The following is a 23971-nucleotide window of genomic DNA, read 5'->3' on the forward strand; positions in this document are numbered from 1 at the left end:
GGCGGCACTCATTTTGGAGGAACGATTTTGAACGATAAATTAGGAAATTGGAAAAGAACCCATCGTTGCGGCGATCTGACTGCCGAACATATAGGTCAAGAGGTTTGTCTGATGGGCTGGGTGCAGCGTCGCCGAGATCATGGTGGCCTGATCTTTATCGATCTGCGCGACCGTGAGGGCATCATTCAATTGGCCCTTGACCCAGATCGTGACCTCGCCTCGCTGAAGAAAGCCGAGCAGGTACGTAATGAGTTTGTTGTGGCTGCCCGTGGCAAGGTTTCTCCGCGCCCGGACGGGACGGTCAATGCGAAGATGAAAACCGGCGAAGTGGAAGTTGAAATCAGTGAGCTGCTGATTTTGAATCGTTCTGAGACGCCGCCGTTTATGGTCGATGAGTATACAGACGTTGCTGAGAATATCCGTTTGAAGTACCGTTTTCTCGATTTGCGTCGTCCCGCGTTGCAGAGCAATCTGGTTATGCGCCACCTGGTGGCTAAAACGGTGCGTAATTATCTCGATGGTCAGGGTTTTCTCGAGATTGAAACACCGGTCCTGACCAAAAGTACCCCAGAGGGGGCCCGCGATTATCTGGTCCCAAGCCGAGTCAATAACGGCAGCTTCTATGCTTTGCCCCAGTCGCCGCAACTCTTTAAGCAGTTGTTGATGGTCTCCGGTTTCGATCGCTATTTCCAGATCGTCAAGTGTTTCCGCGATGAGGACCTGCGTGCCGATCGCCAGCCGGAATTTACCCAGATCGATTGCGAGCTGAGCTATATCAACCGTGATGATGTGATTGAGATTATGGAGGGCATGATCGCGACCATTTTCAAGGAAGCGATCGGCGTCGAGGTTTCGCTGCCAATGGCTCACCTTTCCTATGATGAAGCGCTGCATCGTTTCGGAGTCGATAATCCGGATCTGCGTTTTGATATGGAGTTGATCACCATCACCGAACTGGTTGCAGGTTCGCAGTTCAAGGTTTTCGCTGATGTTGCTGCCAATGGTGGGCTGGTTAAGGCGCTCAATGCCAAGGGCTGTGCAACTTTCTCACGTAAAGATCTCGATGGCTTGACCGATTTCGTTAAGATTTACGGTGCCAAGGGTCTGGCCTGGGTGAAAGTGACTGAGGACGGTTGGCAATCGCCGATCGCTAAGTTCTTTACTGCTGATGAATTGACCGCCTTGAATGCAAAGCTGGGAGCTGAAGTTGGTGACCTGTTGTTATTTATGGCCGACAAACCTTCGATTGCCAATGAGGCATTGGGGCGCTTGCGGGGTCACTTGGGGCAGCGCTTGGGACTGGCACGCAAGGATGATTACAAATTTGTCTGGATCACCGATTTCCCACTGTTTGAATATGATGAAGAGGCAAAGCGTCATGTCGCCGTTCATCACCCCTTCACCGCACCGCTTGAGGAAGATGTCGCACTGCTCGATAGCGAGCCGGGCAAAGTTCGAGCTCAGGCCTATGACTTGGTGTTGAATGGTTCTGAGGTTGGTGGCGGCAGTATCCGTATCCATGATCAGGCCGTTCAGACGCGGATGTTTGAACTGCTCGGGATTGACGAAGCGGAAGCTCGTGAGAAGTTCGGCTTCCTGCTTGATGCGTTGAGTTTTGGTGCGCCGCCGCATGGTGGCATTGCCTTCGGTCTGGATCGCTTGATGATGATTTTAACCGGTTCTGATTCGATCCGCGACGTTATTGCCTTTCCGAAGACCCAGAAGGCGACTTGCTTGCTTTCTGATGCTCCCAATGAAGTTGGGGAGAAGCAGTTACAGGAATTGGGTATTCGCTTGCGTGCTCGTCAAAAGTAGTCGGCTGTGAGTCGTCTCTTCTTCATTGATGGAAAGAGTGTGGATGTTTAAGCGTCTGTTGTTGGGCTTAGTTGTCGGGGCGTTATTGACCTCTTGTGCCAAGCCGCCGGTTGCTGAATTGGCAGACGCGCGCACAATCCTTTCGCGTGTATATGCGTCTGGGGCATCTTCTTTGGCTCCGAAAGCTTATCAGCTGGCAAGTGAGGCGCTTCAAGCTGCTGAAGAGTTGGTACTAAAGAAAGAATATGACAAAGCGCTTACGTCCCTCGACTTGGCCCGTATTTATTCTGAAAAGGCTTTTCAGCTTGCGAATGTGCGGAAGCAGGAACAGGAACGAGAGGAAAAACGCTTGGCAGAAGAGAGGCGTCAAGCCGGGATATTGGAACAGGCTGAATTGTTACGCGAACAGCGCGATGAAAAAAAACGACAAATCGCAGCCGCTAAGCAGAAGGTGGCGGAACGCCCATCTGTGGCTAAGGTGACTCCTGAAGCGGTTATTGAGCTTGTCAGTTATGTCGAAGTTACTCCCGGCGAAAATCTAGCAAATATCGCTGCCAAGCCTGAAGTTTATGGTGATGAGAGGCTTTGGCCATTAATTTATAAGGCCAATCGGGATCAGATTAAGGATCCGAAGCAGATTTTTGCTGGTCAACGTTTTTTGATTCCAAGAGATAAGAGCAGCGAAGAGATTGCCGCTGCTAAGCGTGAAGCTGAAGAACTGAATCTGTTTTAGTTGTTAGGCTGAATGATCGAGATGAAGCGTTTATGCCCTCAGTAGAAAGCCATATTGGTTGCCAACTGAAGGGGGTAAACGCTTTTTTTATGCCCGCCGTTATATGGCGTAATTTCACTAAGTGTCATCTGTATGAAAAAACCTTAAAAAACAGTCTATTAGCTGGCCTTTATTCTTGGTAGAGATAATTTTACTTCAAGACGCAAAGGCTCTTGACAGTCAAAAATTGTTTGTATACTGTATACACCGTTATCTAGTGTGCTTAAGTCTAGGTCAAACGGGGTTATTCCTGTGTTTGTCGTTAACGGTAAGTTATATTATCTTTAAAGGAGAGAGAGAATGGCGAGACCAAAAATTTCTTTGATCGGTGGCGGACAAATTGGTGGCGTGCTGGCTCAACTTTGCGCACTGCGTGAACTGGGCGATGTCGTTCTATTTGATATCGTCGAAAACATGCCTCAGGGAAAGACTCTGGATATTGCAGAAGCTTCCCCAGTTGACGGTTTTGATGTCAGTGTAACCGGTACCAACGATTACAAAGATATTGCAGGCTCAAATGTTGTTATCGTTACTGCTGGTTTACCACGTAAGCCTGGTATGAGCCGCGATGACCTGATCGAAGTTAACTCCAAGATCATGACTTCGGTTTCTGAAGGCATCAAGCAGTATGCTCCTGATTCCTTTGTTATCATCATCTCCAACCCACTCGACGCCATGGTTACTCTGTGCCAGAAAATCACTGGCTTCGCACCTGAGCGTGTCATGGGTCAGGCTGGCGTACTCGATTCTGCCCGTTTTGCTGCCTTTATCGCTTGGGAATTGGGCGTGTCCGTTAAAGACGTCACCGCAATGACCCTCGGTGGTCACGGCGACACCATGGTTCCTCTGGTCCGTTATGCCAGCGTTCAGGGTATTCCGGTTATGGAAATGCTTGAGCAGAAGTACGGTAGTGCTGCAAAGGCTCAAGAAGTAATGACCGCTATGGTCGAGCGCACCAAGGCTGCTGGTGGCGAAGTTGTCAAGTTGCTCGGCAACGGAAGTGCTTTCTATAGCCCTGCTTCTTCTGCTGTCGCGATGGCAGAGGCGATCCTCAAGGACCAAAAACGTGTCATGCCGGTTTGTGCACTGCTGAACGGTGAGTTCGGTATTGACGGATTCTACGTCGGCGTACCTTGTATTCTCGGTTCTGCTGGTATTGAGAAAATCATTGAGTTCAAACTGGACGAAACAGAGCAAGCTCTGATGGACAACTCCGTGGCTGCGGTCAAGGAACTTGTCGGTAGCATGGGCCTCTAAAGGCCGCTTGCTGGATAGATCCAGAAGGGCAGCCGTTAGGCTGCCCTTCTTACTGAGTACAGCATTTTAGAAATCTGAATAAAACTATTTTTTCGTCGGCCTTTGTGATGCGAATTACGATTCACAAACCCCTCGAATATACAGTATACAATTGGTTCTGGTTTGTACCAGCCTCTTGTGTTAGGATTTCGCCGCTTTGGGCAAGTTGTTGTACCATTCAGCAGCAAATAACGTGTAAAGGAGAAAGACACTAATGAGCGCGAAAGCGGAAATCGAGATCATCGAAAGATACTGTAAGGGCTGTAATATCTGTGTTGAGTTCTGCCCTACTAAAGTTCTTGAGATGGATGCATTTGTTGTCAAGGTCGCCAATGCTGATGCATGTATCGGATGTAATCAGTGTGAGTTGCGTTGCCCTGATTTCGCAATTAAAGTTCACAAGCTGTAAGACGCTATAGGAGGTCGTTTCGTGGCTAAAAAAGTAGCTCTATTACAGGGGAACACTGCATGCGCTATGGGCGCTATTTATGCAGGCTGCACATTTTTCGGCGGCTACCCCATTACTCCCTCCACTGAAGTTGCGGAAGTTCTGTCTGAAGAACTCCCCAAGGTCGGTGGCAAGTTTATCCAGATGGAAGACGAAATCGCTGCTATGGCATCGGTTATCGGCGCTTCCTTGACCGGTGCAAAAGCTTTGACAGCAACCTCCGGTCCTGGTGTCTCTTTAAAGCAGGAATTGATCGGCTATGCCTGCATTGCCGAGGTCCCTTGCGTTATCATCAACGTTATGCGTGGTGGTCCTTCAACCGGTATGCCGACTGGTCCTGGCCAGTCTGACGTCATGCAGGCCAAGTGGGGAACCCACGGTGATCATGCTGCGATCGCTCTTTGTCCTGAGTCTTGTCAGGAGATTTTTACTGAAACCGTACGCGCATTTAATCTTGCGGAAAAATATCGCATGCCGGTACAGGTTCTGTATGATGAGATCGTCGGTCACATGCGCGAGCGTATTGTCTTCCCTGAGCCAGGTGAATTGGAACTGATTGATCGTACAGCTCCTACTTGTGCTCCAGAAGATTACAAGCCGTTCGAGGCGGAAACCCTTACTGATGTGCCGCCACTGGCTGCTTTCGGTTCTGAATACCGTTTTCATGTCACCGGTCTGAACAAGGCAGCTGACGGCTTCCCGACCACCAAGGCAAATCTTGTCGACTTTGAAGAGCGTCGTCAGATTCTTAAGGTCGAGTGTCCGGAAGCGCGTGCTGACATCGAGTCGAACGAAGAGTATCTAACCGAAGATGCAGATGTTGTCATTCTGGCTTACGGTTCTTCCGCTCGTTCTGCTCGCTATGCAGTTAACGAACTGCGTTCCGAGGGGATCAAAGCTGGTCTATTCCGTCCAATTACGCTTTGGCCTTTCCCGGAAAAACGCGTTGCCGAGCTTGGTAAGCAAGCTAAAGCTATCGTCGTGCCGGAAATGAACCTTGGGCAGATGATCTTGGAAGTTGAGCGAGTCGTCAAGAATGACTGTAAGCTTGCTGGTGTTAACCGTGTTGACGGTGACCCTCTCACCCCTGGTGAGATCATTAACCAGGTTAAGGAGGTGCTCTAATGGCTTACGATTACGATAAATCTCTGCGTCCCGGCAAATTGCCGCATATCTGGTGTCCTGGCTGTGGTCACGGCATTGTTATGAAGGGTCTGATTCGGGCAATGGACACCTGCGGTCTGGAAAAGAAAGATACCGCTATTGTGTCCGGTATCGGCTGTGCCAGTCGTTTGCCTGGTTACCTTGATTTCAATACCTTGCATACCGCTCATGGTCGGGCTGCTGCTTTCGCCACTGGTGTAAAGATGGCTCGCCCGGATATGACCGTTATCTGCTGTGGTGGTGACGGAGACGGTACCGCTATCGGTGGTAACCACTTCATTCACGCATGTCGTCGTAACATCGACATGACCTACGTAATAATGAACAATCACATCTACGGCATGACCGGTGGTCAGTTCTCGCCTTGTACCCCGACTGGTATGTTGGCCTCGACGACTCCATATGGTAACCCTGATCCAATTTTCGATATCAGTAAGTTGGCGATTGGCGCCGGCGCAACTTTTGTTGCCCGGACGACGTCTTTCCATGCGAATCAGATTGATAAATTGATTGCTCAGGGCATTAAACACAAAGGGATGTCGATCGTTGAAGTTGTTGATGACTGCCCGACCAGTTATGGGCGTCGTAACAAGTTCCGTAGTGTTGTCGACATGATGAAAGTTCTCAAAGAAACAGCAGTCCCAGTTGCTGCAGCAGCTAAGATGGACGCTGAGCAGCTCGAAGGTAAAATCCTGACTGGTGTTCTTTATGAAGAGGACAAGCCTGAGTACTGTGAGCAATACGCTAATATCATTGAGCGTGTTAAAGGCGCCTGATAACACCCAAAAGGAGACGAGAATCATGGCTGAAAGATATGAACTTCGGTTTTCCGGTGCAGGTGGTCAGGGTCTGATTACCGCCGGGATCATTCTGGCGGAAGCTGCCTCGATCATCGAGGGTCGGCACGCCGTTCAATCGCAAAGCTACGGACCTGAAGCCCGTGGTGGTGCATCAAAGTCTGAGGTTATCATTGGCGATGAGCCGATTGACTACCCCAAGGCAACTGTCGTTGATGCTTGCTTGGCAATGACCCAGGAAGCTGCCGATAAGTACGCAAATGGTATCAAAGAAGGCGGGCTTCTGTTGCTCGACAGTGACTTTGCTCCAAATGCACCAGAAGGTAACTTTAAAACCTATTTCCTGCCGATTATGCGTCTTGCCAAGCAAGATATCGGTCGTGAAATCGTTGCCAATGTTATTGCTCTTGGTGCAATGATCGCAATGACTGATGTTGTAAAGCGTGAGTCAGGTGAGCAGGCTGTGCTCGCTAAAGTGCCCGCGGCCTTTACCGATTTGAACAAAAAGGCATACGCTCTTGGTTACGAAAAAGCCCTCGAGATGATGGCTGCTCAGTAAGTTCTTGCCGGTAGTTAACGGATAAGATATAAAAAGGCTCGGTGTTTTGCACCGAGCTTTTTTTATGCCTAATACATGAGGAGTTGTCGTGATGAAAATGTTGTTTTCCTTGTTGGTGGTGTCTTTGCTGGCAACAGTTTCTTTTGCTCAAGAAAATCTCAAGACTGATCAGGAAAAACTAGGTTATGCCATTGGTATGATTACTGGTTTGAAAATGAAAAGCCAGAATGTTGAAGCCGATGTCGAGCAGATTGCCGCTGGCCTTGTTGCAACTTTTCAGGGTGAGAAAACACTATTGACTGAGCAAGAGATGGGGGAAATCCTCACCGCGTTTCAGCAGGATATGCAGCAAAAGCAGATCGCTGAGATGGCCGCAGCTGCAGCGGCTAACATAAAGTTGTCTGAAGATTATTTGTTGCAGAATGGGGCAAAGGACGCTGTTGTGACGTTGCCGAGTGGCTTGCAGTATAAGGTCATTACTGCAGGAAACGGTTCTTCGCCGACAGCGGAGTCAACGGTTGAAGTTCATTATCGCGGAACCCTGATCGATGGAACCGAATTTGATAGTTCCTATAAAAGGGGTGAACCTGTCAGTTTTCCGGTCGGGGGAGTTATTTCCGGGTGGACTGAGGCGCTGCAGTTGATGAAAGAGGGAGCAAAGTGGGAATTGGTAATCCCCTCCGCTTTGGCCTATGGAGAGCGTGGTAACCCTCCCGTTATTCCACCCAGCTCTGCTTTGATCTTTGAAGTTGAACTGCTGAAGATCGTTCAATAATAGCCAAGTAATCAGGTTGAATTGCAGCCCTTGCGGAAAACTTCCGGGAGGGCTGTTTTGCGTTAAGCGCCTGCTTTTTGTGGAGGTGTGTCGTGCTTCTAACCATTTTTTTTGCTTTGTTTTTTTGAGGCGATATTTGTGCGGGGGATTGCTCTTCATGTTCAGAAACTTCTTTTGGTAGTAGCTGACCGACGGTGATCAGCGCAACACTGACTAATAATAATAGCTCAAACATTGAATTCTCCTTTGTCCATTTGTCTAGAGTGAGAATTCTACATTCTAGATGTGACAGAAAATGTCGCAGAGCCTTTCTTGGCAAAGCGATCTTTGGATATTTTTATTCCCCTGCGATCTGCTCAGTTAAAGCTTATTTTAACCACTCGGGTGATTGACAGGTGAGGTTGAAATCGTATACAGTATGCAATGTTTTGCCCGCAGGGTGCGTTTGTTCCTAGCAGGTCAAAAGTTTTTTTAGGACGACTTTCATGCAGTCGATACTGCAAACCTGATAATGGAGGAGAGAGATGATCGAAGCTTATCTGAAACACGAAGAAGAGCGTAATGCTCAAGGAATTCCGGCTCTGCCGCTGAGTCCTGAGCAAACTGTTGGTCTCTGCGAACTGCTGCAGAACCCTCCAGCCGATAAGGCTGATTTTTTGATGAACCTGTTTATTCAACGGGTTTCTCCCGGTGTTGATCCTGCTGCAGAAGTCAAGGCTGCTTTTTTGGCCGAACTGACGACCGGAGCCAAAAGCTCGCCGCTGATCGATAAAGTTAAAGCTGTGCAGATTCTCGGCACGATGATTGGTGGTTATAATGTTCAGCCACTGATCGCTGCTTTGAGTGACTCTGCTCTGGCAGAAGAAGCTGCCTGTGCTCTGTCCGGCATGACCTATGTTTATGATGCTGCGGCCCAGGTTATTGAGCTTTCCAACAGCAACGCTGCTGCAAAAAAGGTTGTTGAGAGCTGGGCTGCTGCCGAGTGGTTTACCAACAAGCCTGCAGTAGCAGAAACCATCAAAGTCAAAGTTTTCAAGGTTGAAGGTGAAATCAATACTGATGATTTCTCTCCTGCCGGTGATGCCTGGAGTCGTCCAGATATTCCACTTCATGCTTTGGCGATGGGTAAAACCCGTTTTGTCGGTGGAATCGAGCAAATTGCCAAGTGGCGTGAAGAAGGCCATCAGGTTGCTTTTGTTGGTGATGTTGTTGGTACTGGTTCTTCCCGTAAGTCTGCTTGTAACAGCGTGCTCTGGTGTATCGGTGACGATATCCCGGCGGTTCCTAACAAGCGTCGTGGTGGCGTGATCATCGGTGGCGTTATCGCCCCGATCTTCTTCAATACCGCTCAGGATTCAGGCACCTTGCCACTGCGGATGGACGTTTCCAAGCTGAACATGGGTGACGTTATCACCATCAATACCGCTAAAGGTGAAGTCACCAATGACGCTGGCGAAGTCGTTTCCACTTTTTCCATCAAGCCGGATACCGTTTCTGATGAGTTCCGCGCCGGTGGCCGAATTCCTCTGATCATCGGTTGTGCCGTGACCAAGGAAGCCCGTGAAGCTTTGGGTCTGGGCGAGACTGATATCTTTGCCCAAGCTGCTGTTACTGCTCCTAAAGCTGGTCAAGGTTACACTCAGGCACAGAAGATGGTTGGTCGTGCTTGTGGATCTGACGGTGTCTTGCCTGGTTCCTCTTGCGCACCGATTATGACCACCGTCGGTTCCCAGGATACTACTGGTCCGATGACCGCTGACGAGATCAAAGAGTTGGCTTGCCTGCGCTTCAAGTCGCCGATGGTTATGCAGTCTTTCTGTCATACCGCTGCGTATCCGAAGCCGGCTGACGTCAAGATGCACGCCAACCTGCCGAAATTCATCTCCGATCGCGCTGGTGTTCCGTTGCGTCCGGGCGATGGTGTTATCCACAGCTGGTTAAACCGTCTGCTGGTTCCTGACACTGTCGGTACCGGTGGGGACTCCCACACCCGTTTCCCGATCGGCATCAGTTTCCCGGCCGGTTCCGGCCTGATCGCTTTTGCTGGTGCTCTCGGCTTCATGCCGCTCGATATGCCGGAATCAGTTCTGGTACGCTTCACCGGTAAGTTGAACGAAGGTATCACTCTGCGTGACGCCGTCAACGCCATCCCATACTGGGCCATCAAGCAAGGTCACCTGACCGTACCGAAGAAGAACAAGGTCAACATCTTCAACGGTCGGATTCTGGAGATGGAAGGTCTGCCGAATCTGTCGGTTGAGCAGGCTTTCGAGCTGACCGATGCCGCTGCTGAGCGGAGCGCTGCTGCTGGTTGTATCAAGCTGTCCGAAGAGAGCGTCTGTACTTACCTGCGCTCCAACGTTTCGCATATGAAAAAGATGATCGAAGAAGGTTATCAGGATGCTGAGACCCTGCAGGGGCGGATTGATGCCGTCAACGAATGGCTCAAGGATCCAAAACTGCTCGAGGCTGATAAAAACGCTGAGTACGCTGCTGTTATCGAGATCGATCTGGCTGAAATCACCGAGCCGATTCTGGCTTGCCCGAACGATCCTGATGATGTCAAACTGCTCTCCGACATCCAGGGGACTCCGATTCAGGATATCTTCATCGGTTCCTGTATGACCAACATCGGTCACTTCCGCGCTGCTGCTGAGATCTGGCGTGGCGAGAAGTTCAACCCGAACGTCCGTACCTGGGTTTGTCCGCCGACCCGTATGGATCAAGCCAAGCTGAAGGAAGAAGCTGTCTTCTCGGTCTTCAGTGCCATGGGTGCCCGTCTTGAAATCGCCGGTTGCTCGCTCTGTATGGGTAATCAAGCGCGCGTGCCTGATGGGGTTAACATGTTCTCCACCAGTACCCGTAACTTCGATGACCGTATCGGTAACGGAGCTCAGGTTTACCTTGGTTCTGCTGAGCTTGGTGCCGTGACCTCGACTATGGGTAAGCTGCCGACTCCGGCTGAGTATCTCGCGGTCTACAAAGAGAAGGTTGCACCTAAAGCTGACACCATCTATCAGTACCTGCAGTTTGATGAGATGGACGGTTACGAAAAGTAAAATTTAGTCTATTTATTATGATGTTATACAGGCCGCCCATTTTTTGGGCGGCCTTTTTTCTTGGGTTGTGTTAATGTGTTCTCTGGTTTTCTTTATTAACACACTCCTCTGGATCATTTAATGACACCTCTGCGTAAGTTATCTGTCCTGCTCGTAATTTTCCTTTTATTCTCTACGACTGTTAGTGCTTCCGACCTGATCAAGACTTCAGGGCTCGATTTATCAATGGGTTATCGTGTTGATCAGTTAGATTGGAATATTGCCGGCAATAATAGTGGGACAACCCCCAATGTCCTGTCTGAATTGACCTGGAGTGACCTGGAAATCTTTCAGCTGCAACTAGATGGCTGGGCCGAAACCAGGGATCTGCTCTGGCTAAAGACCAATACCCTGCTGGTTGGGAAGTTGGCTTACGGGAGAATCTATAGCGGAGATAACCAGGATTCAGACTATGATGGGGATAACCGGAGTCTGGAATGGTCCCGCTCGAACAACCAATCCGATAAGGGTTTTACCCTTGATGCCAGTGGTGGCTTTGGGCCTAAGTATAAGTTGCTTGCCGGGCGATTATCGATAGCACCGCTACTCGGTTATTCCTTTCATATGCAGGATCTTTCAATGACCGATGGGGTTCAGACCGTTGCTGATACCGGTCATAGCCCTGCTCCTCTGTCGATCGGCCCAATCCCAGGGCTGGACAGCTCATATACTGCTTATTGGTGGGGGCCTTGGCTCGGTCTAAACCTGCAACTGGCACCGGTTGAGAAGTTGAGTTTGGAACTGACCGGTGAGTATCACATCGTTGAATACTTCGCCGAGGCCAACTGGAACTTGCGGCCGGATTTGGCCCACCCGATCAGTTTCGAGCACGAGGCGCACGGCACGGGATTGGTTCTAACTCTGAAGTCTGCTTATGAACTGAACCAGCGTTGGTCGGTTGTCTTTTCCGGCAATGTCCAGTATTGGCAAACCGGAGATGGGCAAGATACAACCTATGATGCCGATGGGACCCGTGGCGGAACCCGACTCAACGAGGTTAACTGGGAATCTTATGCCCTGATGTTCGGTTTGCGCTACCGTTTCTAAAACAATAAAAAGGGGCCTGGATGAAGGCCCCTTTTGGGTTCGATTAGTCAAACTGCTCCCTGAATTGCTGAAATTCCTCTTTCAATTCTGCAAACTGAACCTTCAAAATTGCTATTTCTTCTTGCAGTTCCGCCATTGAGATCCCATGTGCGGGTTGCATTGTCTGTTCTGATTCTGCTTCTTCGATTGGCCCGCAGAACAGCTGCATGTAGCGGTTTTCTTTGCGTCCTGCCTGACGGTCAAGTTTTACCACCATTGGTGGCTCTTTTTCGATCAGTTCCTGTAAAATTTGGTCCACTTTTTCCAAGGCACTAAAGCTAGCCATCCGGTCAGCTCGAGAACGTAATTCTCCCGGAGTTTGCGCGCCGCGCAGCAGCAGTTCGCCAAGGATTGCCAGTTCATGATCTTCTAGGTAGAGACGTTCACGCAGGGTGTGGCGGAATTTGGTAACCCGACTGCCGGCGTCCTGCGACTGCATCGCCAGTCCCTTTTTACGCAGGAGTTCAACCGTTTCAATCACTTCTGATTCAACCAGTTGCATCACCGGGGCGCGGTTCGATTTTTGGTTGCAGGCATTGGTCAGGCTATTGGGGCTTAGTGGGTAATAGTCGGGCGTGGTCAACTCTTTTTCGATAAAAGCTCCAAGTACTCGCGCTTCAAGCTGGTTGAGTTCAATCTCCATGATTGCTGTCTCCTGGTGTTAATTTCAGACTGCGGCGCAGCCAGTAGTGGATGATGGTAATGATCAGGGCAAGGGCAATCAACAGGCCAAAACGCAGAGTCAGACTTTGCGCCTGCTGCCAACTGACGCCGCCTAAATAACCCAGTCCGGGATAGGCAATGCCCCAGAGAATGGCGCTGATCAAAGCGTAAACGCAAAGTGCCTTGCCCGGCATTCGGGATATTCCGGCGATGAAAGGGATAATGCCGCGAATCGGACCGAGAAAGCGGGCAAAGAAGATACTTTTGCCACCATGCATATAGAAAAACCGCTCTGCTTGTTTGACCAATTGATGGTGTTTGTGGAAACTTTTGCTGGTCAGCATCCGGTTGCCAAGGTGTCCACCCAACCAAAAGCTGAGCAGGTCACCGAGTAGTGCACCGAGAGCGGTACTGAGCAGGATCGGAAGAAACAGCCCCTTACCGTGAAAAGCCAGAAAGCCCGCCAGGACAACGATCGTGCTGCCTGGCACCAGTAGGCCGATCATCGGCAGAGATTCAGCGAATGAGACCAAAAATAGCAGCAGATAATAACTGCCCCCCTGCGGGAGAAGTTGCACCAGCTGTTGCAACCATGTGTCCATATTAGCTCAATTCTGGTTCAAATAGAAGCAACCAAGCATCGAAAACGATCAACTTTTCAGGGCCATATTGGGCCAGTGTGCGGCGAACTTGGTCCGGCGTTTTTATCCGGTTGCGATTTTTATTCCCTTTTGAAAAGAACAGGTCCGCGTAGCAGATAATCTGTTCTTCCGGGGTTGACGGTAGCATGTCGCGCTGTGGTAAGGGCAGCTTCTTGGCACTGATTTCAGCTGCGGTTAAGCCAATACCGATATGTCGTTCACAGACCAGAGCGTGCCGTGGCAATCCTTCCTGTTCGAGTATCTTCCGGCCGGCAACGCCATGTTGCAGGTACGGTCCTTCGCCAAAACAAGCAAGCTCCGGGGTATTTGTACAGATCATGCCGATGTCATGCAACATCGCTGCTTCGGCAATGAATTGCAGGTCGAGGTTAACGGTCTTTTGCCGGTAGCGAGCAATTTTTAAGGCCCTGCGAGTAACCTGCCGACTGTGCTCAAGCAGGATCTGCCAGGCCTGCGGATGACAGGCGTAGTATTTTCGAATAATGTCGGCCGGACCGATAGGCACAGACATAATAGAGCTAGTTCCCCACAGGTTCAGATACAACCACCTCAACGAAGCTAGCGACGATATCTTCGAATACAGGCAGTAATTCATCAAATCGACTGGTCGGAAAATCGAGCGAAATGATGAAGTCGCGACTTTGCCCTTTTAGGGCAATGGTCAAACGGCCGCGGTTGTCGTCGTGGCCGAGAAGCTTTAGTGCTGGTCCGGACGGGTGGTCGAAATTTTCCACCTTACTCGATTTTAACTCCCGTTCCGAAGAAAGGTAGGAGCTGAGCAGATCGGGCAACTGTTTTTTCGGATCGGCTGTTCGACTGATGATCATTATCTCGCCGACATCAAGGTGCTGCTGTTTTAGATCCTTGATCTTCCACAGGATTGTGTCAGCCCGGTATTTCGGCGAAGAAACCGGAATCTGTACAAGTAGCCAATCAAGCGGGTGCTTGATGGCAAAACCGAGCCGGGCGTCAATATACAGCTGCTCGTTGATATCCCCGGCCGGTTGATTTAGCAGCGTTGAAAGACAACCGCTTAACAGGGCGCAGCAGCACACCAGTAGGATCCATAGGGAACATCGCCGGCGAGTCAGCATGTTAATCGTTCCAAGTGATGCAGGCGACCGGACAATTGTCCATTGCTTCTTCAATCTTCTCTTCGTTGTCGCCGGTTGGATTGTGAATGCCAGCGATGTGCTCGGAGACCATATGGAAAACATTCGGACAGATCCGCGTGCAGGTTTCGCAGCCGATGCAGGCGTCTTGGTCAAGGTATGGGGTTCTGGCCATGAGGGGTAACCTTTCTTGAATATAATGAATTAGAGTGATATCTCGATTATCCAATATTTTCACCCTGTTTATCAAACCCTGGATTTCTCTTTTTGGTTAAATTATGATAACTTAGTAAATTTCAATGATGATAAATTCAAATTGTGCCGCGCGTGGAGAATGCATTTGTCAAAACCTGCTGGTCTGAGAGCCGAAATTCTGACCACCCTCACCCTGTTGATGGGGGCCGCTCTGCTCTTAGGTGGTGTCATGATGTTGCGGTTGACCGAACAGAGTCTGTTGGAACAGAAAGTCAGCCAACTCAGGCTGATCTCAGGAACGATCGCCCGCTCTCTGGCGGACAGCTATGACATTACAGAACAAAGTGCGCCTTTCGTATTAAATTCTCTAAAACAGTTACCTGACGAACTTAACCACGATGGCTGGTGGTTATATGGGGCGAATTTACAGCTGCTGGCATCATTTCGCAGTGGCGATGGAGAACCTTATTCTGCCGTGCGTCGTCAGCAGGCCCGACTTTCCGGAGAACTGCTGGAGTCGGTCGAATTTCCTGCCTTGCTGCAGGTGTTTGCCGATGCTGAAGCCAGTGCCCACTTTGCTTTGCCGCTCTTTCAGCAAGACCGTTTTATCGGTCTGCTTGATATTCGCTATTCCCTGGATGATATTCGCTATCGCTTGCTTTTATCGCAGCGGATGATCCTGATTTATGTTTTTCTCTACGGCAGTGTGTTGATCTTCATCGGTTACTATTTGTTGCAGCGGAATGTTATCCGTCCGGCAATCAATTTGTTGCGGGCCACAGAAGATGTCAGCCGTGGGCATCTTGAAACCCGACTGCCGGTGGCCGGACCGGCTGAGATTGCCCAATTGGCCGACGCCTATAATCATATGGTCGCAGCGTTGCAGAACAGTCGCCAGGAGACTCAGTCGCATATTGCGACCCTAGAGCAGACCAACGAAGAACTTCAGCGTACCAGAGATGAGCTGATTCGCAGTGAAAAATTGGCGTCGGTCGGACAGCTCTCTGCTGGTTTGGCACATGAACTGGGAAATCCGCTGGCGGCACTGATCGGTTATTTGGAAATACTCAAAGGACGCTTACAGGCTGAAGATGGTGAGGTGGTTTGCCGCTCGATTACTGAAGCGGAGCGGATCGATTATCTGGTGCGGGAACTGCTGAACTTTTCTCGCCCCTCAGATGTTGAACCGGTTGAGTTGGACCCGGTAACAGTTTTGCGCTCGGCGGTGAGTTTGCTCGAGCATCAGGGAGCGTTCGCCGATGTTGAGTTGATCGATCGTTTGCCGGCGCAATTGGGGCGCGTTAAAGGTTGCGAGCATAAGTTGCAACAGCTGTTTGTCAATTTGCTGCTCAATGCCGTTCATGCTTGTCGTCTGGGCGGGCAGGTTGAGTTGGAGGCAGGGCAATCAGGAGCGACAGTCTGGGTGACGATAGAGGACTGTGGCTGTGGGATCGCTGCCGATAAACTCGGTAAAATTTTTGATCCGTTTTTTACCACCAAAGCTCCTGGTGAGGGAACTGGGCTTGGGCTGTCGATCTGTCATCGGATCGTCGAAGAGATTGGTGGACGGATCGTAGTTGAATCCGAGGCAGGAATAGGGAGCTGTTTCAAAGTCGAATTGCCGAGGTGTTAATCCGCTATCGTGCAATAAATGCACTTATAAGCCATGCAATCTCTGCATGACGACGAACCTATTATCTTCGGCTGTTCTGTAACAGCTGAAAAAAACACTGCTATATTGTTGATAATAACTTGGACCAATCCTTGCGAATGATTAGTTCATCAACCTGTGAGGGACTATGATAAAAAACAATTTATTTTCTTCAACGCGGCAACAGCAAGCCGGTTTTACCTTGATCGAATTGATTGTGGTTATGGTTTTTGCTGCAATAATCATGACGTTCGCCATCCCGAACTTTAAGGTCGCCATCCGAAACAACCGTTTATCGACACAGACAAATGATTTGGTTTCTTCCCTTAATCTGGCTCGCAGCGAAGCTGTGACTCGGGGGGATCGGATTACCATATGTCGAAGCCTCAACGGGACAAGCTGTAATACATCTACGGGCAATTGGGAGGATGGTTGGATTGTTTTTCATGATCCTTTGACCAGCGGTACTGTGGGGGTTGTTGATTCCGGTGAACAGCTCATTCGTGTTTATGCGGGGTTGGATGGTGATAATACATTGCGCGCTGGGGATAATTTTACAGATTATATCTCATATTTAGCTATGGGAGAAAGTGCTGGCAATGCAGCGGATACCGACCCGGAAGATGATGAGTTTCGCCTCTGTGATTCCCGTGGTGATGCATCTGCTTATACGATAGAGATTATGACCACCGGACGAGTTCAGTCCAGCCGGACAGCAAACTGTCCTTAAGACGGATTTTAAAAAGGATTGAATATGTTAAACCGAGCACTTAACGATACACGCGGTTTTACCCTGGTTGAGGTGTTGGTTGCTTTGGTCATCTTAACGATTGGCTTGATGGGATTAGCTGGGATGCAGACCCAGGGTTTATCCAGTAGCAGTAGTGCTTCTGTTCGCTCGCAAGCCACCCTATATATTTACGATATGGCTGAAAGGATGCGTGCCAACCGGACGGCGGCAACCACGGCCCCTTGGCCTTATGAAATTGCCTTTGGTGCGACTCCGGCGGGAAGCCTGCCGACACTGGTAAAGGCGGATTTAGATGGCTGGCTGGCTGCTGTGACTACCTTACCTGCCGGTGCCGGAGCTGTTGATATTACTAACACCGGTGGGATGATAGAGGCGACGATCAGTATTCGCTGGACGGAGCGCGGTGGACTGCAAACGGTACAGGTGGATACACAATTATGAAAAATAGACATAGTTGCTTGCAGAGAGTTAGGGTTGGGAAGCAAAAAGGCTTTTCGTTGATTGAGCTGCTGGTTGCTACGGCAATTGGCTTGGTCTTGCTTGGTGGTATTTATCAGGTATTTGTCGGCAGTACCACCGGATATCGCTACAATGAGCAACTCTCACGGTTACAGGAAAACGGTCGTTTTGTTCTTGACCTGATGACCCGTGATATCCGCATGGCCGGTTATATAGGGTGTGCCGGGCAAAAATACAATTCTGTTATTAATTCTTCTGATTTTGCATACGATTTTGGTCAGGGGATTTATGGACTGGACGCGACAGGGTCCAATGCCTGGGCAGATAATGTAGGCACTGTGGACCCTACATTGACTAGTGGGACTGATTTAGCATTGACGTCCCCCTTGGGGGGAAGTGATATTTTTGTTGTTCGCGGTGTTGATCAGGATTTGGATATCGGAGTGACTGGGACCATGATAGCCACCTCCGCGGATTTAAAAGTTACCGCAGGGTTAAGCGATGTTTTTGCGACGGGGGGGGGAGATATCCTGCTAGTTTCGGATTGCACAGAAGCAATTGCTTTTCAATCGGTGTCATATACTAACGCTAATGGCAATCTCGTTCACAATACGGGGACAAGTGTCACGCCGGGGAATAGTACTAACAATTTTGGCCATCCGTTTGCGCCAGGTGCCCAGGTTTTGTTCCCACGAACGACAATTTATTATATTGGTCTAAATGGGATTGAACCTGCGCTTTATAGGAAAATCGGCTTAAACGCAACGGAAGAGTTAATTGAGGGGGTTGAAAATATTCAGGTTCTCTACGGTGAAGATACTGATGCTGATCGTAATGTTGATGTTTACCGTGCCGCCAATGCTGTCGCTGATTGGGACAATATTGTCGCGATTCGTATCGGCCTGTTGCTGCGCAGCCCGGGTGAAATTGGCAAGAAGGCGTTGGATACCGCCACTTATGTGGTCAACGGGACCAATGTTAATCCCATCGGCAATGGTACCGCTACCGCTCCAGTTGACGATCGCAGAATGCGGCAGGTGTTTGTGACCACCGTTGGCATCAGAAATCGTTTACCTTAAATCGGAAAGAAGATGATGACTATTTTTTCTCCAGTAAAAAATGAGCGTGGTGCCGTACTGGTCACTGGATTGTTGTTGTTGGTTATTATGACCTTGATCGGTATTACCTCGATGCAGACTAGCACGTTGGAAGAAGTAATGAGCCGAAACCTGGGTAGCCGGAACATCGCATTTCATACTGCTGAAATGGCCCTTCGCGATGGTGAGCGGGTTCTGACAGCAGCTAGTTTACCGACTTTTCCGGGAACCAGTACAACCGCGACAAGTACCGGTCTGTACATGCCTTATGTCGATATCGATGGTATGGCCTGGGATGCCACCGATTCAGCTGTTTACTCTGGGACTGCTCCATCTGGGGCTGCGGTGCCGCCGCGCTACATTATTGAAAATCTCGGGCCTGCCGGATCAGGCGCAGCTGAAGGTTCGCTGGTTGCCGGTTCTGAGGTTGCCGAAAATAATATGTACCGAGTCACTGCCTATGGAGTGGGCTCCAACGCCAGCTCGATCGTCATTCTGCAGAGCACTTATGCACGGTAATTCAGTTTCTCGAAGTGCACGCGGGAAGGAAGACATTATGAACGGGAAAGCGAAGCAAATTTTGCTGCAAAAATTACTGATCACGTTATTGCTGGTGCCGCTGACGATCATGGGGGCAGCGACTTTCAGTCATAGTGCTATCGCCGACCAGCCACTGTTCCTGTCTCAGTCTGCGCCACCGCTGAATCTGTTGGTGATGGGGCGTGACCATAAGCTGTATTACGAGGCCTATAACGATGCCAGCGATCTTGATGGAAATGGGACTCTCGATGTCGGCTACAAGCCGGATGATATTGATTACTACGGCTATTTCAATTCTTACAGCTGTTACGAAAACTTAACCAGGAACCTTTTTGAACCAAGCAGTAGCACCACCGATAAAACCTGCTCTGGGTCTGCCGAGTGGAGTGGTGATTTTCTCAATTACCTGACCACCAGTCGGATTGATGCTCTGCGCAAAGTTCTTTACGGTGGAACACGCTCCACCGATGATGCAACGACGACCATTCTTGAGAGGACATATATCCCCCAGGATGCTCACAGTTGGGGGAAGGAATATACTAGCGTGGCTGATGATGGCTACGATATCGCTGACTATACCCCGCTTGCATTGCCTCTGCCCGGAACGCGGCACCTTTTTGCCAATACCACCTTGTTGAATACCACTGCACCATTGTTGCGGGTTTTGAACGATTCGAACTTCCGGGTTTGGGAGTGGCTGTCAATCGAGCAAGAAGTTGCTGGGGATGATTGTGATAATGGTTCACGACAGTCTTGTACGACGGGGGCGGATACCGTCTGGCAAATTGTTCCAGCGACTGCATTTACCGATCTGACGCAAACAGTTTATAGCTTGCCGGGCGGACAGGGGCATCCCGCAAATCATACAGAATACGAGACTTTTGTTACGACCTACGCAACCGCTGCAAATTTAGATGGCAGCCAGGCCGCAACAGTCATTGATGGTAGTGGTAACCCTTTTGTTGTCGACCAAGAAAATTATATGACGATCTTCACTGGTAAAATTACTATTCCTGCAGATGGTAATTATGATTTTGCCGTTAATGGAGATGATGCTGTCGAGGTAATTATTGCTGGCGATACGTCAGATGAACTGATCGTTGGCTATTATGACGACCATGCAGCAGACGGAGGAACGTCATATAATGATACGGGGTATTTTGTTGCTGGGACCTACTCTGTTGAATATCGTCATGAAGAAGCGTTTGTCTCGGATTCTTGGCAGCTCTACTGGGGGAAATCGATTCCCGCCTCTGCCATGACAGATTATGAGGTGCGGGTCGAAGTTTGTAACTCAGGCTTAACTGAAACCAACTGCAAACTGTATCCGAACGGAGATTACAAGCCGACCGGCTTATTGCACGAATACGGGGAAGACGGGCGGATGAAGTTCGGTCTACTGACTGGATCCTACGAAAATAACACCCAAGGCGGAGTGTTACGTAAGGCGGTCAGTGCTTTTACCGATGAGGTTGACTCTGCAACAGGTCAGTACACAGGGACCGTTGGCATTGTCAAAACCATTGATCGCTTGAAAATCGCCAACTTTGGTGGCGATGGCGATTATGATTATGATGGCTCCCGGCTCGATACCCAGCCATTGAGCAATGGTCAGTTCAGTGACTGGGGGAACCCACTCGCTGAGATGATGTATGAAGGGGTGCGCTATTTCTCCGGTAAAGCTGCTGCTAGCACTGAGTTTGATATATCTTCAAGTGGTAACGATGATGCCGATTTGGGGCTGCCATTAGCGACTTGGGATGATCCCTATTCTTCAAACCCAACCTGCGCCGAACCTTTCGAGCTGGTGATCAGCGATATCAATCCTTCTTATGACTCAGATTCCTTACCTGGGATAGATGGTGATTTTGGTAGTGGCATTTCTTCTGATTTAGTTGATACGGGGGCTTCTGATTGGAGTGATATTAATGTCAAACTTCTGGGTGATAGTATTTGGGACCACGAATTTGGCTCCACAACAACCAAGTCGGTTTTTATAGGTCAAGTGGACGGTACCTATGACGGTTCACCCTCTCCGAAAACAGTTTCCAGCTTTGGCAATATCCGCGGTCTGGCCCCAGAAGAACCGACCAAGCAGGGGAGCTATTATGCTGCCGCTGTTGCTTATTACGCAAAAATCACCGATCTGAACACTGCCGCTGACGATCAGAAGATGAACACCTTTTCTGTTGCCTTGGCATCACCTTTGCCGCAAATCGACATCCCCGTAAATGGGCAAACCATTACTCTGGTTCCTTTTGCCAAGTCGGTTGGGGGGAATTTCATTAGTGCCTCCTCTGGCAGTTTTCAGGCGACCAACACGATTGTTGATTTTTATATCGACACCCTCACTCCAACCTCCGGTCTTTTTCGGATCAATTTTGAGGATGTCGAGCAGGGTGCTGACCATGACATGGATGCAATTGTTGAATATTCTTATCTTGTAAAAGATGACAATACCGTCGATATCACGCTGACTTCTACCTACGCTGATGGTAGCATTGTGCAGCATATGGGGTATGTGATCAGTGGGACAACAAAAGATGGTACTTATCTTGAAATCCGAGATTGTGATACGGCTAATCTCCCGGGGAGCGGGACTTGCTCAGGGAATAATCCAGCGACTGATCCCGATTATTTTCTTGACACACCAGACCCTGATGTTTTTCACCCAGATGTCGATTCCACGGTCTGGGATGATGACGATCCTCTTCCCCTCACCAGGACACGTAACTTCACCCCGGACTCAAGTGGCGCTGCTGCGACCTTCCTAAAAGACCCTCTCTGGTATGCTGCAAAATATGGTTTTTTTGACGAAACTGTTGACGGGGCCATCGAGAATGATCTGCCTGACACGGACGAGTATGGTGTCGATGCCGATGGCAATCCTGACAATTATTTCCTGGTGACCAATGCCCTGACCTTGTCACAAAAGTTGAACACCGCCTTTCAGGATATCGTTGGTGTGACAACCTCTGCGGCCGCAGTTGCAACCAACTCGACTCGGCTTGACACCAACACCATGATCTATCAGGCCAGCTTCGATACCGAATTCTGGGCAGGTCAATTGACTGCCTACCCCTTGCTGACAATTGGTGGTATCGGTAGCCCGGAATGGGCAGCTGGAGATTTGTTGGATGCTGTGGTCGATCCAGAAATCAATCGAGATATTTTCACCTTCAAACCGACGAGCGGTGCCGGCGTTACTTTTGAATGGGCAAACTTGGATACAGCACAGAAAGATGCTTTGAAAGATCCTGTAGAAGCCGATTATACGAACGCTCTATTACGGTTGGTGTATTTACGTGGTGAGCAGTGCAACGAAGAGCAGAACGAACTTGCATCGCCAAGTGCGACTTGTGGCCTCGGGATATTCAGGGACAGAACCTCCATTTTGGGGGATATTGTCAATTCCGATCCCTGGTTTGTCGGTAATCAAAACTACGGTTACACCGCCCTTCCGAGCCCTGAGGGGACCTCTTACTATACTTACCGCTCTAGTACTGCCTATGTCGAAAGAACGGATGTTCTGTATGTCGGAGCCAATGACGGCATGTTACACGCTTTTGATGCCGGTCCGCGTGATACCACTGCAAGTCCGCAACTGCTTGGTGGCAAAGAACTGTTTACATACGTGCCGAACCTCGTTTTTGACAAGTTAAGCGCCATGACGGCTCCTTCCTATAGCCATCAGTATTCTGTAGATGGTCCGGTTCGAGCAACCGATGCCTATCTTGATCTGGATGGTGATGCGGTTTATGAGTGGGAAACCATTCTGGTCGGTGGCTTAGGGGCTGGCGGCAAAGGGATTTATGCCCTGCGTGTTACCGATCCGGATAACTTCTCAGCCAGTGATGTCCTCTGGGAAATTACGCCCGCAACGACTGGTTACGCAGAAATCGGCCAGGTTTTTGATCAGCCGTTTATTGTTCGTATGGCAAACGGGGACTGGGCGGCGGTTTTTGGTAATGGTTACAATAGTGCTAGTGGGACCGCTGTCTTGTATATCACCGATCTCCACGACGGCAGCTTAATTAAGGCGATCGACGTTGGGGGGACCTTGAGTGGCATGTCGGGTGTTGCTCCGGTCGATTTTGACGGAGGGGTGTCTGACAGTATCGTCGATGCAATTTATGCCGGTGATCTGCTTGGCAACCTGTGGAAATTTGATGTTTCAGACGTCAGTGCGAGTAAGTGGGTTTCTGCTCACGCAGTTACCTCAACAAAGGCTCCGCTTCCGATGTTTACCGCAGTCGGTGGTGCGGGTAATGCCCAGCCGATTACCGTACGACCCGAAGTCGGTGCCGCAACCGCAACTGTGGCAATCGATGATGTGATGATTTACTTTGGGACCGGCCAGTATTTTGAAACGGGAGACAATATCGTTGTCGCTTCGCCTGCTGTTGAAACCTTCTATGGCATTCTTGACGATGGGACGAGGATTACGACGACCGATAGAAGTGATTTGACCGAGCAAACCATATCGGTGGAAGCCGCTACCTTAGGTTTTGAGGTGCGGGCGCTTTCAAGTAATCTGGTTGATTATACGACTGAATTTGGCTGGTATCTCGACCTTGAATCGCCAACCGATGGGGCACAAGGTGAGCGTGTCGTCGAGCGGGCGCAATTGATTCCTGGGAAACTGGTTTTTGTAACTCTTATCCCCAATATTGACGCTTGCGAATTCGGTGGCGACAGCTGGTTGATGCTTATTGATCCAGAAACCGGCGGAAGGCTCAATGGTTCGATTTTCGATTTGAACAATGATAACGTCTACGATTCCGATGATGAAGTGACAGACCCTGATACCTCGACTGGTGTTGCTGTTTCAGGTAAAAAGTCCACAACGGGTATTATCTCCGCGCCAGCGGTCATCTCTGGCGGTGACGTAACGCACTTGATTACTTCTGGAACGGATACTTCTGGAGGTGGCGGTGGCGGCGGTGGGTTGGAAGATGAGGAAGTTGACAGCGGTGGCATCACTACGGGGCGTGGATCATGGCGCCAGATCCGTTAATGTTTAGTTTGGAA

At 49.7% G+C, this 23971-nt stretch carries 22 protein-coding genes; 16 read left to right on the forward strand and 6 right to left on the reverse strand.

The window, feature by feature from the left end:
* Nucleotides 1-27: 27 nt before the first annotated feature.
* The 8 genes from aspS to ACZ5PT_RS12270 all read left to right on the forward strand — a co-directional run bounded on the left by aspS (nucleotide 28) and on the right by ACZ5PT_RS12270 (nucleotide 7626).
* Nucleotides 28-1815 carry an aspartate--tRNA ligase gene (gene aspS / locus ACZ5PT_RS12235; RefSeq protein ID WP_464263318.1) on the forward strand — a complete coding sequence of 596 codons (1788 nt, stop codon included), beginning with the start codon at nucleotides 28-30 and terminating at the stop codon, nucleotides 1813-1815.
* A gap of 43 nt (nucleotides 1816-1858) precedes the next feature.
* On the forward strand, nucleotides 1859-2548 hold the full coding sequence (locus tag ACZ5PT_RS12240; protein WP_464263319.1) for a LysM peptidoglycan-binding domain-containing protein: 690 nt from the start codon (nucleotides 1859-1861) through the stop codon (nucleotides 2546-2548).
* A 339-nt stretch (nucleotides 2549-2887) separates the two neighbouring features.
* Entirely contained in the window at nucleotides 2888-3844 is a 957-nt protein-coding gene (gene mdh / locus ACZ5PT_RS12245) for a malate dehydrogenase (RefSeq protein ID WP_464263320.1), read from the forward strand.
* Nucleotides 3845-4097: 253 nt separating this feature from the next.
* Nucleotides 4098-4292, forward strand: coding sequence for a 4Fe-4S binding protein (locus ACZ5PT_RS12250; RefSeq protein WP_464263321.1), 195 nt, complete (start codon nucleotides 4098-4100; stop codon nucleotides 4290-4292).
* Between the two features lie 21 nt (nucleotides 4293-4313).
* Nucleotides 4314-5456: a 2-oxoacid:acceptor oxidoreductase subunit alpha gene (locus tag ACZ5PT_RS12255; protein WP_464263322.1), complete on the forward strand. Its 1143-nt coding sequence runs from the start codon at nucleotides 4314-4316 to the stop codon at nucleotides 5454-5456.
* Nucleotides 5456-6271: a 2-oxoacid:ferredoxin oxidoreductase subunit beta gene (locus tag ACZ5PT_RS12260; protein WP_464263323.1), complete on the forward strand. Its 816-nt coding sequence runs from the start codon at nucleotides 5456-5458 to the stop codon at nucleotides 6269-6271. Before ACZ5PT_RS12255 ends, ACZ5PT_RS12260 begins: the two co-directional genes overlap by 1 nt.
* A gap of 25 nt (nucleotides 6272-6296) precedes the next feature.
* A complete protein-coding gene (locus tag ACZ5PT_RS12265; protein WP_464263324.1) occupies nucleotides 6297-6851 on the forward strand; it encodes a 2-oxoacid:acceptor oxidoreductase family protein in 555 nt (184 codons plus the stop codon).
* A gap of 91 nt (nucleotides 6852-6942) precedes the next feature.
* Entirely contained in the window at nucleotides 6943-7626 is a 684-nt protein-coding gene (locus ACZ5PT_RS12270) for an FKBP-type peptidyl-prolyl cis-trans isomerase (protein WP_464263325.1), read from the forward strand.
* Here the strand turns inward: ACZ5PT_RS12270 and ACZ5PT_RS12275 are convergent.
* Entirely contained in the window at nucleotides 7568-7861 is a 294-nt protein-coding gene (locus ACZ5PT_RS12275) for a hypothetical protein (RefSeq protein ID WP_464263326.1), read from the reverse strand. The genes ACZ5PT_RS12270 and ACZ5PT_RS12275 overlap by 59 nt on opposite strands.
* 289 nt (nucleotides 7862-8150) lie before the next feature.
* On the opposite strand from ACZ5PT_RS12275, the gene ACZ5PT_RS12280 reads away from it, so the two are divergent.
* Together ACZ5PT_RS12280 and ACZ5PT_RS12285 are read left to right on the forward strand one after the other, a co-directional pair.
* On the forward strand, nucleotides 8151-10685 hold the full coding sequence (locus ACZ5PT_RS12280; RefSeq protein ID WP_464263327.1) for a bifunctional aconitate hydratase 2/2-methylisocitrate dehydratase: 2535 nt from the start codon (nucleotides 8151-8153) through the stop codon (nucleotides 10683-10685).
* 225 nt (nucleotides 10686-10910) lie between these two features.
* Nucleotides 10911-11771 (forward strand): TonB-dependent receptor, encoded by an 861-nt coding sequence (locus ACZ5PT_RS12285; RefSeq protein ID WP_464263328.1) that lies wholly within the window; start codon nucleotides 10911-10913, stop codon nucleotides 11769-11771.
* A 43-nt stretch (nucleotides 11772-11814) separates the two neighbouring features.
* On the opposite strand, the gene ACZ5PT_RS12290 is transcribed toward ACZ5PT_RS12285, so the two are convergent.
* The 5 genes from ACZ5PT_RS12290 to ACZ5PT_RS12310 are packed head-to-tail and all read right to left on the reverse strand — an operon-like array spanning nucleotide 11815 to nucleotide 14422.
* Nucleotides 11815-12453: a YceH family protein gene (locus tag ACZ5PT_RS12290; RefSeq protein WP_464263329.1), complete on the reverse strand. Its 639-nt coding sequence runs from the start codon at nucleotides 12451-12453 to the stop codon at nucleotides 11815-11817.
* Nucleotides 12443-13075, reverse strand: coding sequence for a DedA family protein (locus ACZ5PT_RS12295; RefSeq protein ID WP_464263330.1), 633 nt, complete (start codon nucleotides 13073-13075; stop codon nucleotides 12443-12445). The genes ACZ5PT_RS12290 and ACZ5PT_RS12295 overlap by 11 nt, the downstream gene beginning before the upstream one ends.
* A 1-nt stretch (nucleotide 13076) precedes the next feature.
* Nucleotides 13077-13646, reverse strand: a complete 570-nt coding sequence (locus tag ACZ5PT_RS12300; protein WP_464263331.1) for an HD domain-containing protein — start codon at nucleotides 13644-13646, stop codon at nucleotides 13077-13079.
* Nucleotides 13647-13653: 7 nt separating this feature from the next.
* The gene (locus ACZ5PT_RS12305; RefSeq protein ID WP_464263332.1) at nucleotides 13654-14190 is read right to left on the reverse strand and encodes a hypothetical protein; all 537 of its coding nucleotides are present in this window, start codon (nucleotides 14188-14190) and stop codon (nucleotides 13654-13656) included.
* Between the two features lie 40 nt (nucleotides 14191-14230).
* Entirely contained in the window at nucleotides 14231-14422 is a 192-nt protein-coding gene (locus tag ACZ5PT_RS12310) for a ferredoxin (protein WP_464263333.1), read from the reverse strand.
* Between the two features lie 165 nt (nucleotides 14423-14587).
* Between ACZ5PT_RS12310 and ACZ5PT_RS12315 the strand changes: the two genes are divergently transcribed.
* From ACZ5PT_RS12315 to ACZ5PT_RS12340, 6 genes are all read left to right on the forward strand, one after another.
* Nucleotides 14588-16075 (forward strand): sensor histidine kinase, encoded by a 1488-nt coding sequence (locus tag ACZ5PT_RS12315; RefSeq protein ID WP_464263334.1) that lies wholly within the window; start codon nucleotides 14588-14590, stop codon nucleotides 16073-16075.
* Between the two features lie 166 nt (nucleotides 16076-16241).
* Nucleotides 16242-16823 carry a GspH/FimT family pseudopilin gene (locus tag ACZ5PT_RS12320; protein ID WP_464263335.1) on the forward strand — a complete coding sequence of 194 codons (582 nt, stop codon included), beginning with the start codon at nucleotides 16242-16244 and terminating at the stop codon, nucleotides 16821-16823.
* A gap of 24 nt (nucleotides 16824-16847) precedes the next feature.
* On the forward strand, nucleotides 16848-17285 hold the full coding sequence (gene pilV, locus ACZ5PT_RS12325; RefSeq protein ID WP_464263336.1) for a type IV pilus modification protein PilV: 438 nt from the start codon (nucleotides 16848-16850) through the stop codon (nucleotides 17283-17285).
* Nucleotides 17282-18382, forward strand: coding sequence for a PilW family protein (locus ACZ5PT_RS12330; protein WP_464263337.1), 1101 nt, complete (start codon nucleotides 17282-17284; stop codon nucleotides 18380-18382). The genes pilV and ACZ5PT_RS12330 overlap by 4 nt, the downstream gene beginning before the upstream one ends.
* A gap of 12 nt (nucleotides 18383-18394) precedes the next feature.
* Nucleotides 18395-18919, forward strand: coding sequence for a pilus assembly PilX family protein (locus ACZ5PT_RS12335; RefSeq protein ID WP_464263338.1), 525 nt, complete (start codon nucleotides 18395-18397; stop codon nucleotides 18917-18919).
* 109 nt (nucleotides 18920-19028) lie between these two features.
* The gene (locus tag ACZ5PT_RS12340; RefSeq protein WP_464266736.1) at nucleotides 19029-23957 is read left to right on the forward strand and encodes a PilC/PilY family type IV pilus protein; all 4929 of its coding nucleotides are present in this window, start codon (nucleotides 19029-19031) and stop codon (nucleotides 23955-23957) included.
* The last annotated feature ends 14 nt before the right edge of the window (nucleotides 23958-23971 follow it).

It is taken from the genome of Desulfuromusa ferrireducens, assembly GCF_055389805.1.

Coding starts and splice junctions, on each gene's coding strand:
- mdh (WP_464263320.1), top strand. CDS start 2,888: ATGGCGAGACCAAAAATTTCTTTGATCGGTGGCGGACAAATTGGTGGC.
- ACZ5PT_RS12260 (WP_464263323.1), top strand. CDS start 5,456: ATGGCTTACGATTACGATAAATCTCTGCGTCCCGGCAAATTGCCGCAT.
- ACZ5PT_RS12280 (WP_464263327.1), top strand. CDS start 8,151: ATGATCGAAGCTTATCTGAAACACGAAGAAGAGCGTAATGCTCAAGGA.
- ACZ5PT_RS12250 (WP_464263321.1), top strand. CDS start 4,098: ATGAGCGCGAAAGCGGAAATCGAGATCATCGAAAGATACTGTAAGGGC.
- ACZ5PT_RS12295 (WP_464263330.1), bottom strand. CDS start 13,075: ATGGACACATGGTTGCAACAGCTGGTGCAACTTCTCCCGCAGGGGGGC.
- ACZ5PT_RS12265 (WP_464263324.1), top strand. CDS start 6,297: ATGGCTGAAAGATATGAACTTCGGTTTTCCGGTGCAGGTGGTCAGGGT.
- pilV (WP_464263336.1), top strand. CDS start 16,848: ATGTTAAACCGAGCACTTAACGATACACGCGGTTTTACCCTGGTTGAG.
- ACZ5PT_RS12275 (WP_464263326.1), bottom strand. CDS start 7,861: ATGTTTGAGCTATTATTATTAGTCAGTGTTGCGCTGATCACCGTCGGT.
- ACZ5PT_RS12330 (WP_464263337.1), top strand. CDS start 17,282: ATGAAAAATAGACATAGTTGCTTGCAGAGAGTTAGGGTTGGGAAGCAA.
- ACZ5PT_RS12240 (WP_464263319.1), top strand. CDS start 1,859: ATGTTTAAGCGTCTGTTGTTGGGCTTAGTTGTCGGGGCGTTATTGACC.
- ACZ5PT_RS12340 (WP_464266736.1), top strand. CDS start 19,029: ATGGGGGCAGCGACTTTCAGTCATAGTGCTATCGCCGACCAGCCACTG.
- ACZ5PT_RS12300 (WP_464263331.1), bottom strand. CDS start 13,646: ATGTCTGTGCCTATCGGTCCGGCCGACATTATTCGAAAATACTACGCC.
- ACZ5PT_RS12270 (WP_464263325.1), top strand. CDS start 6,943: ATGAAAATGTTGTTTTCCTTGTTGGTGGTGTCTTTGCTGGCAACAGTT.
- ACZ5PT_RS12285 (WP_464263328.1), top strand. CDS start 10,911: ATGGGTTATCGTGTTGATCAGTTAGATTGGAATATTGCCGGCAATAAT.
- ACZ5PT_RS12290 (WP_464263329.1), bottom strand. CDS start 12,453: ATGGAGATTGAACTCAACCAGCTTGAAGCGCGAGTACTTGGAGCTTTT.
- ACZ5PT_RS12310 (WP_464263333.1), bottom strand. CDS start 14,422: ATGGCCAGAACCCCATACCTTGACCAAGACGCCTGCATCGGCTGCGAA.
- ACZ5PT_RS12335 (WP_464263338.1), top strand. CDS start 18,395: ATGATGACTATTTTTTCTCCAGTAAAAAATGAGCGTGGTGCCGTACTG.
- ACZ5PT_RS12320 (WP_464263335.1), top strand. CDS start 16,242: ATGATAAAAAACAATTTATTTTCTTCAACGCGGCAACAGCAAGCCGGT.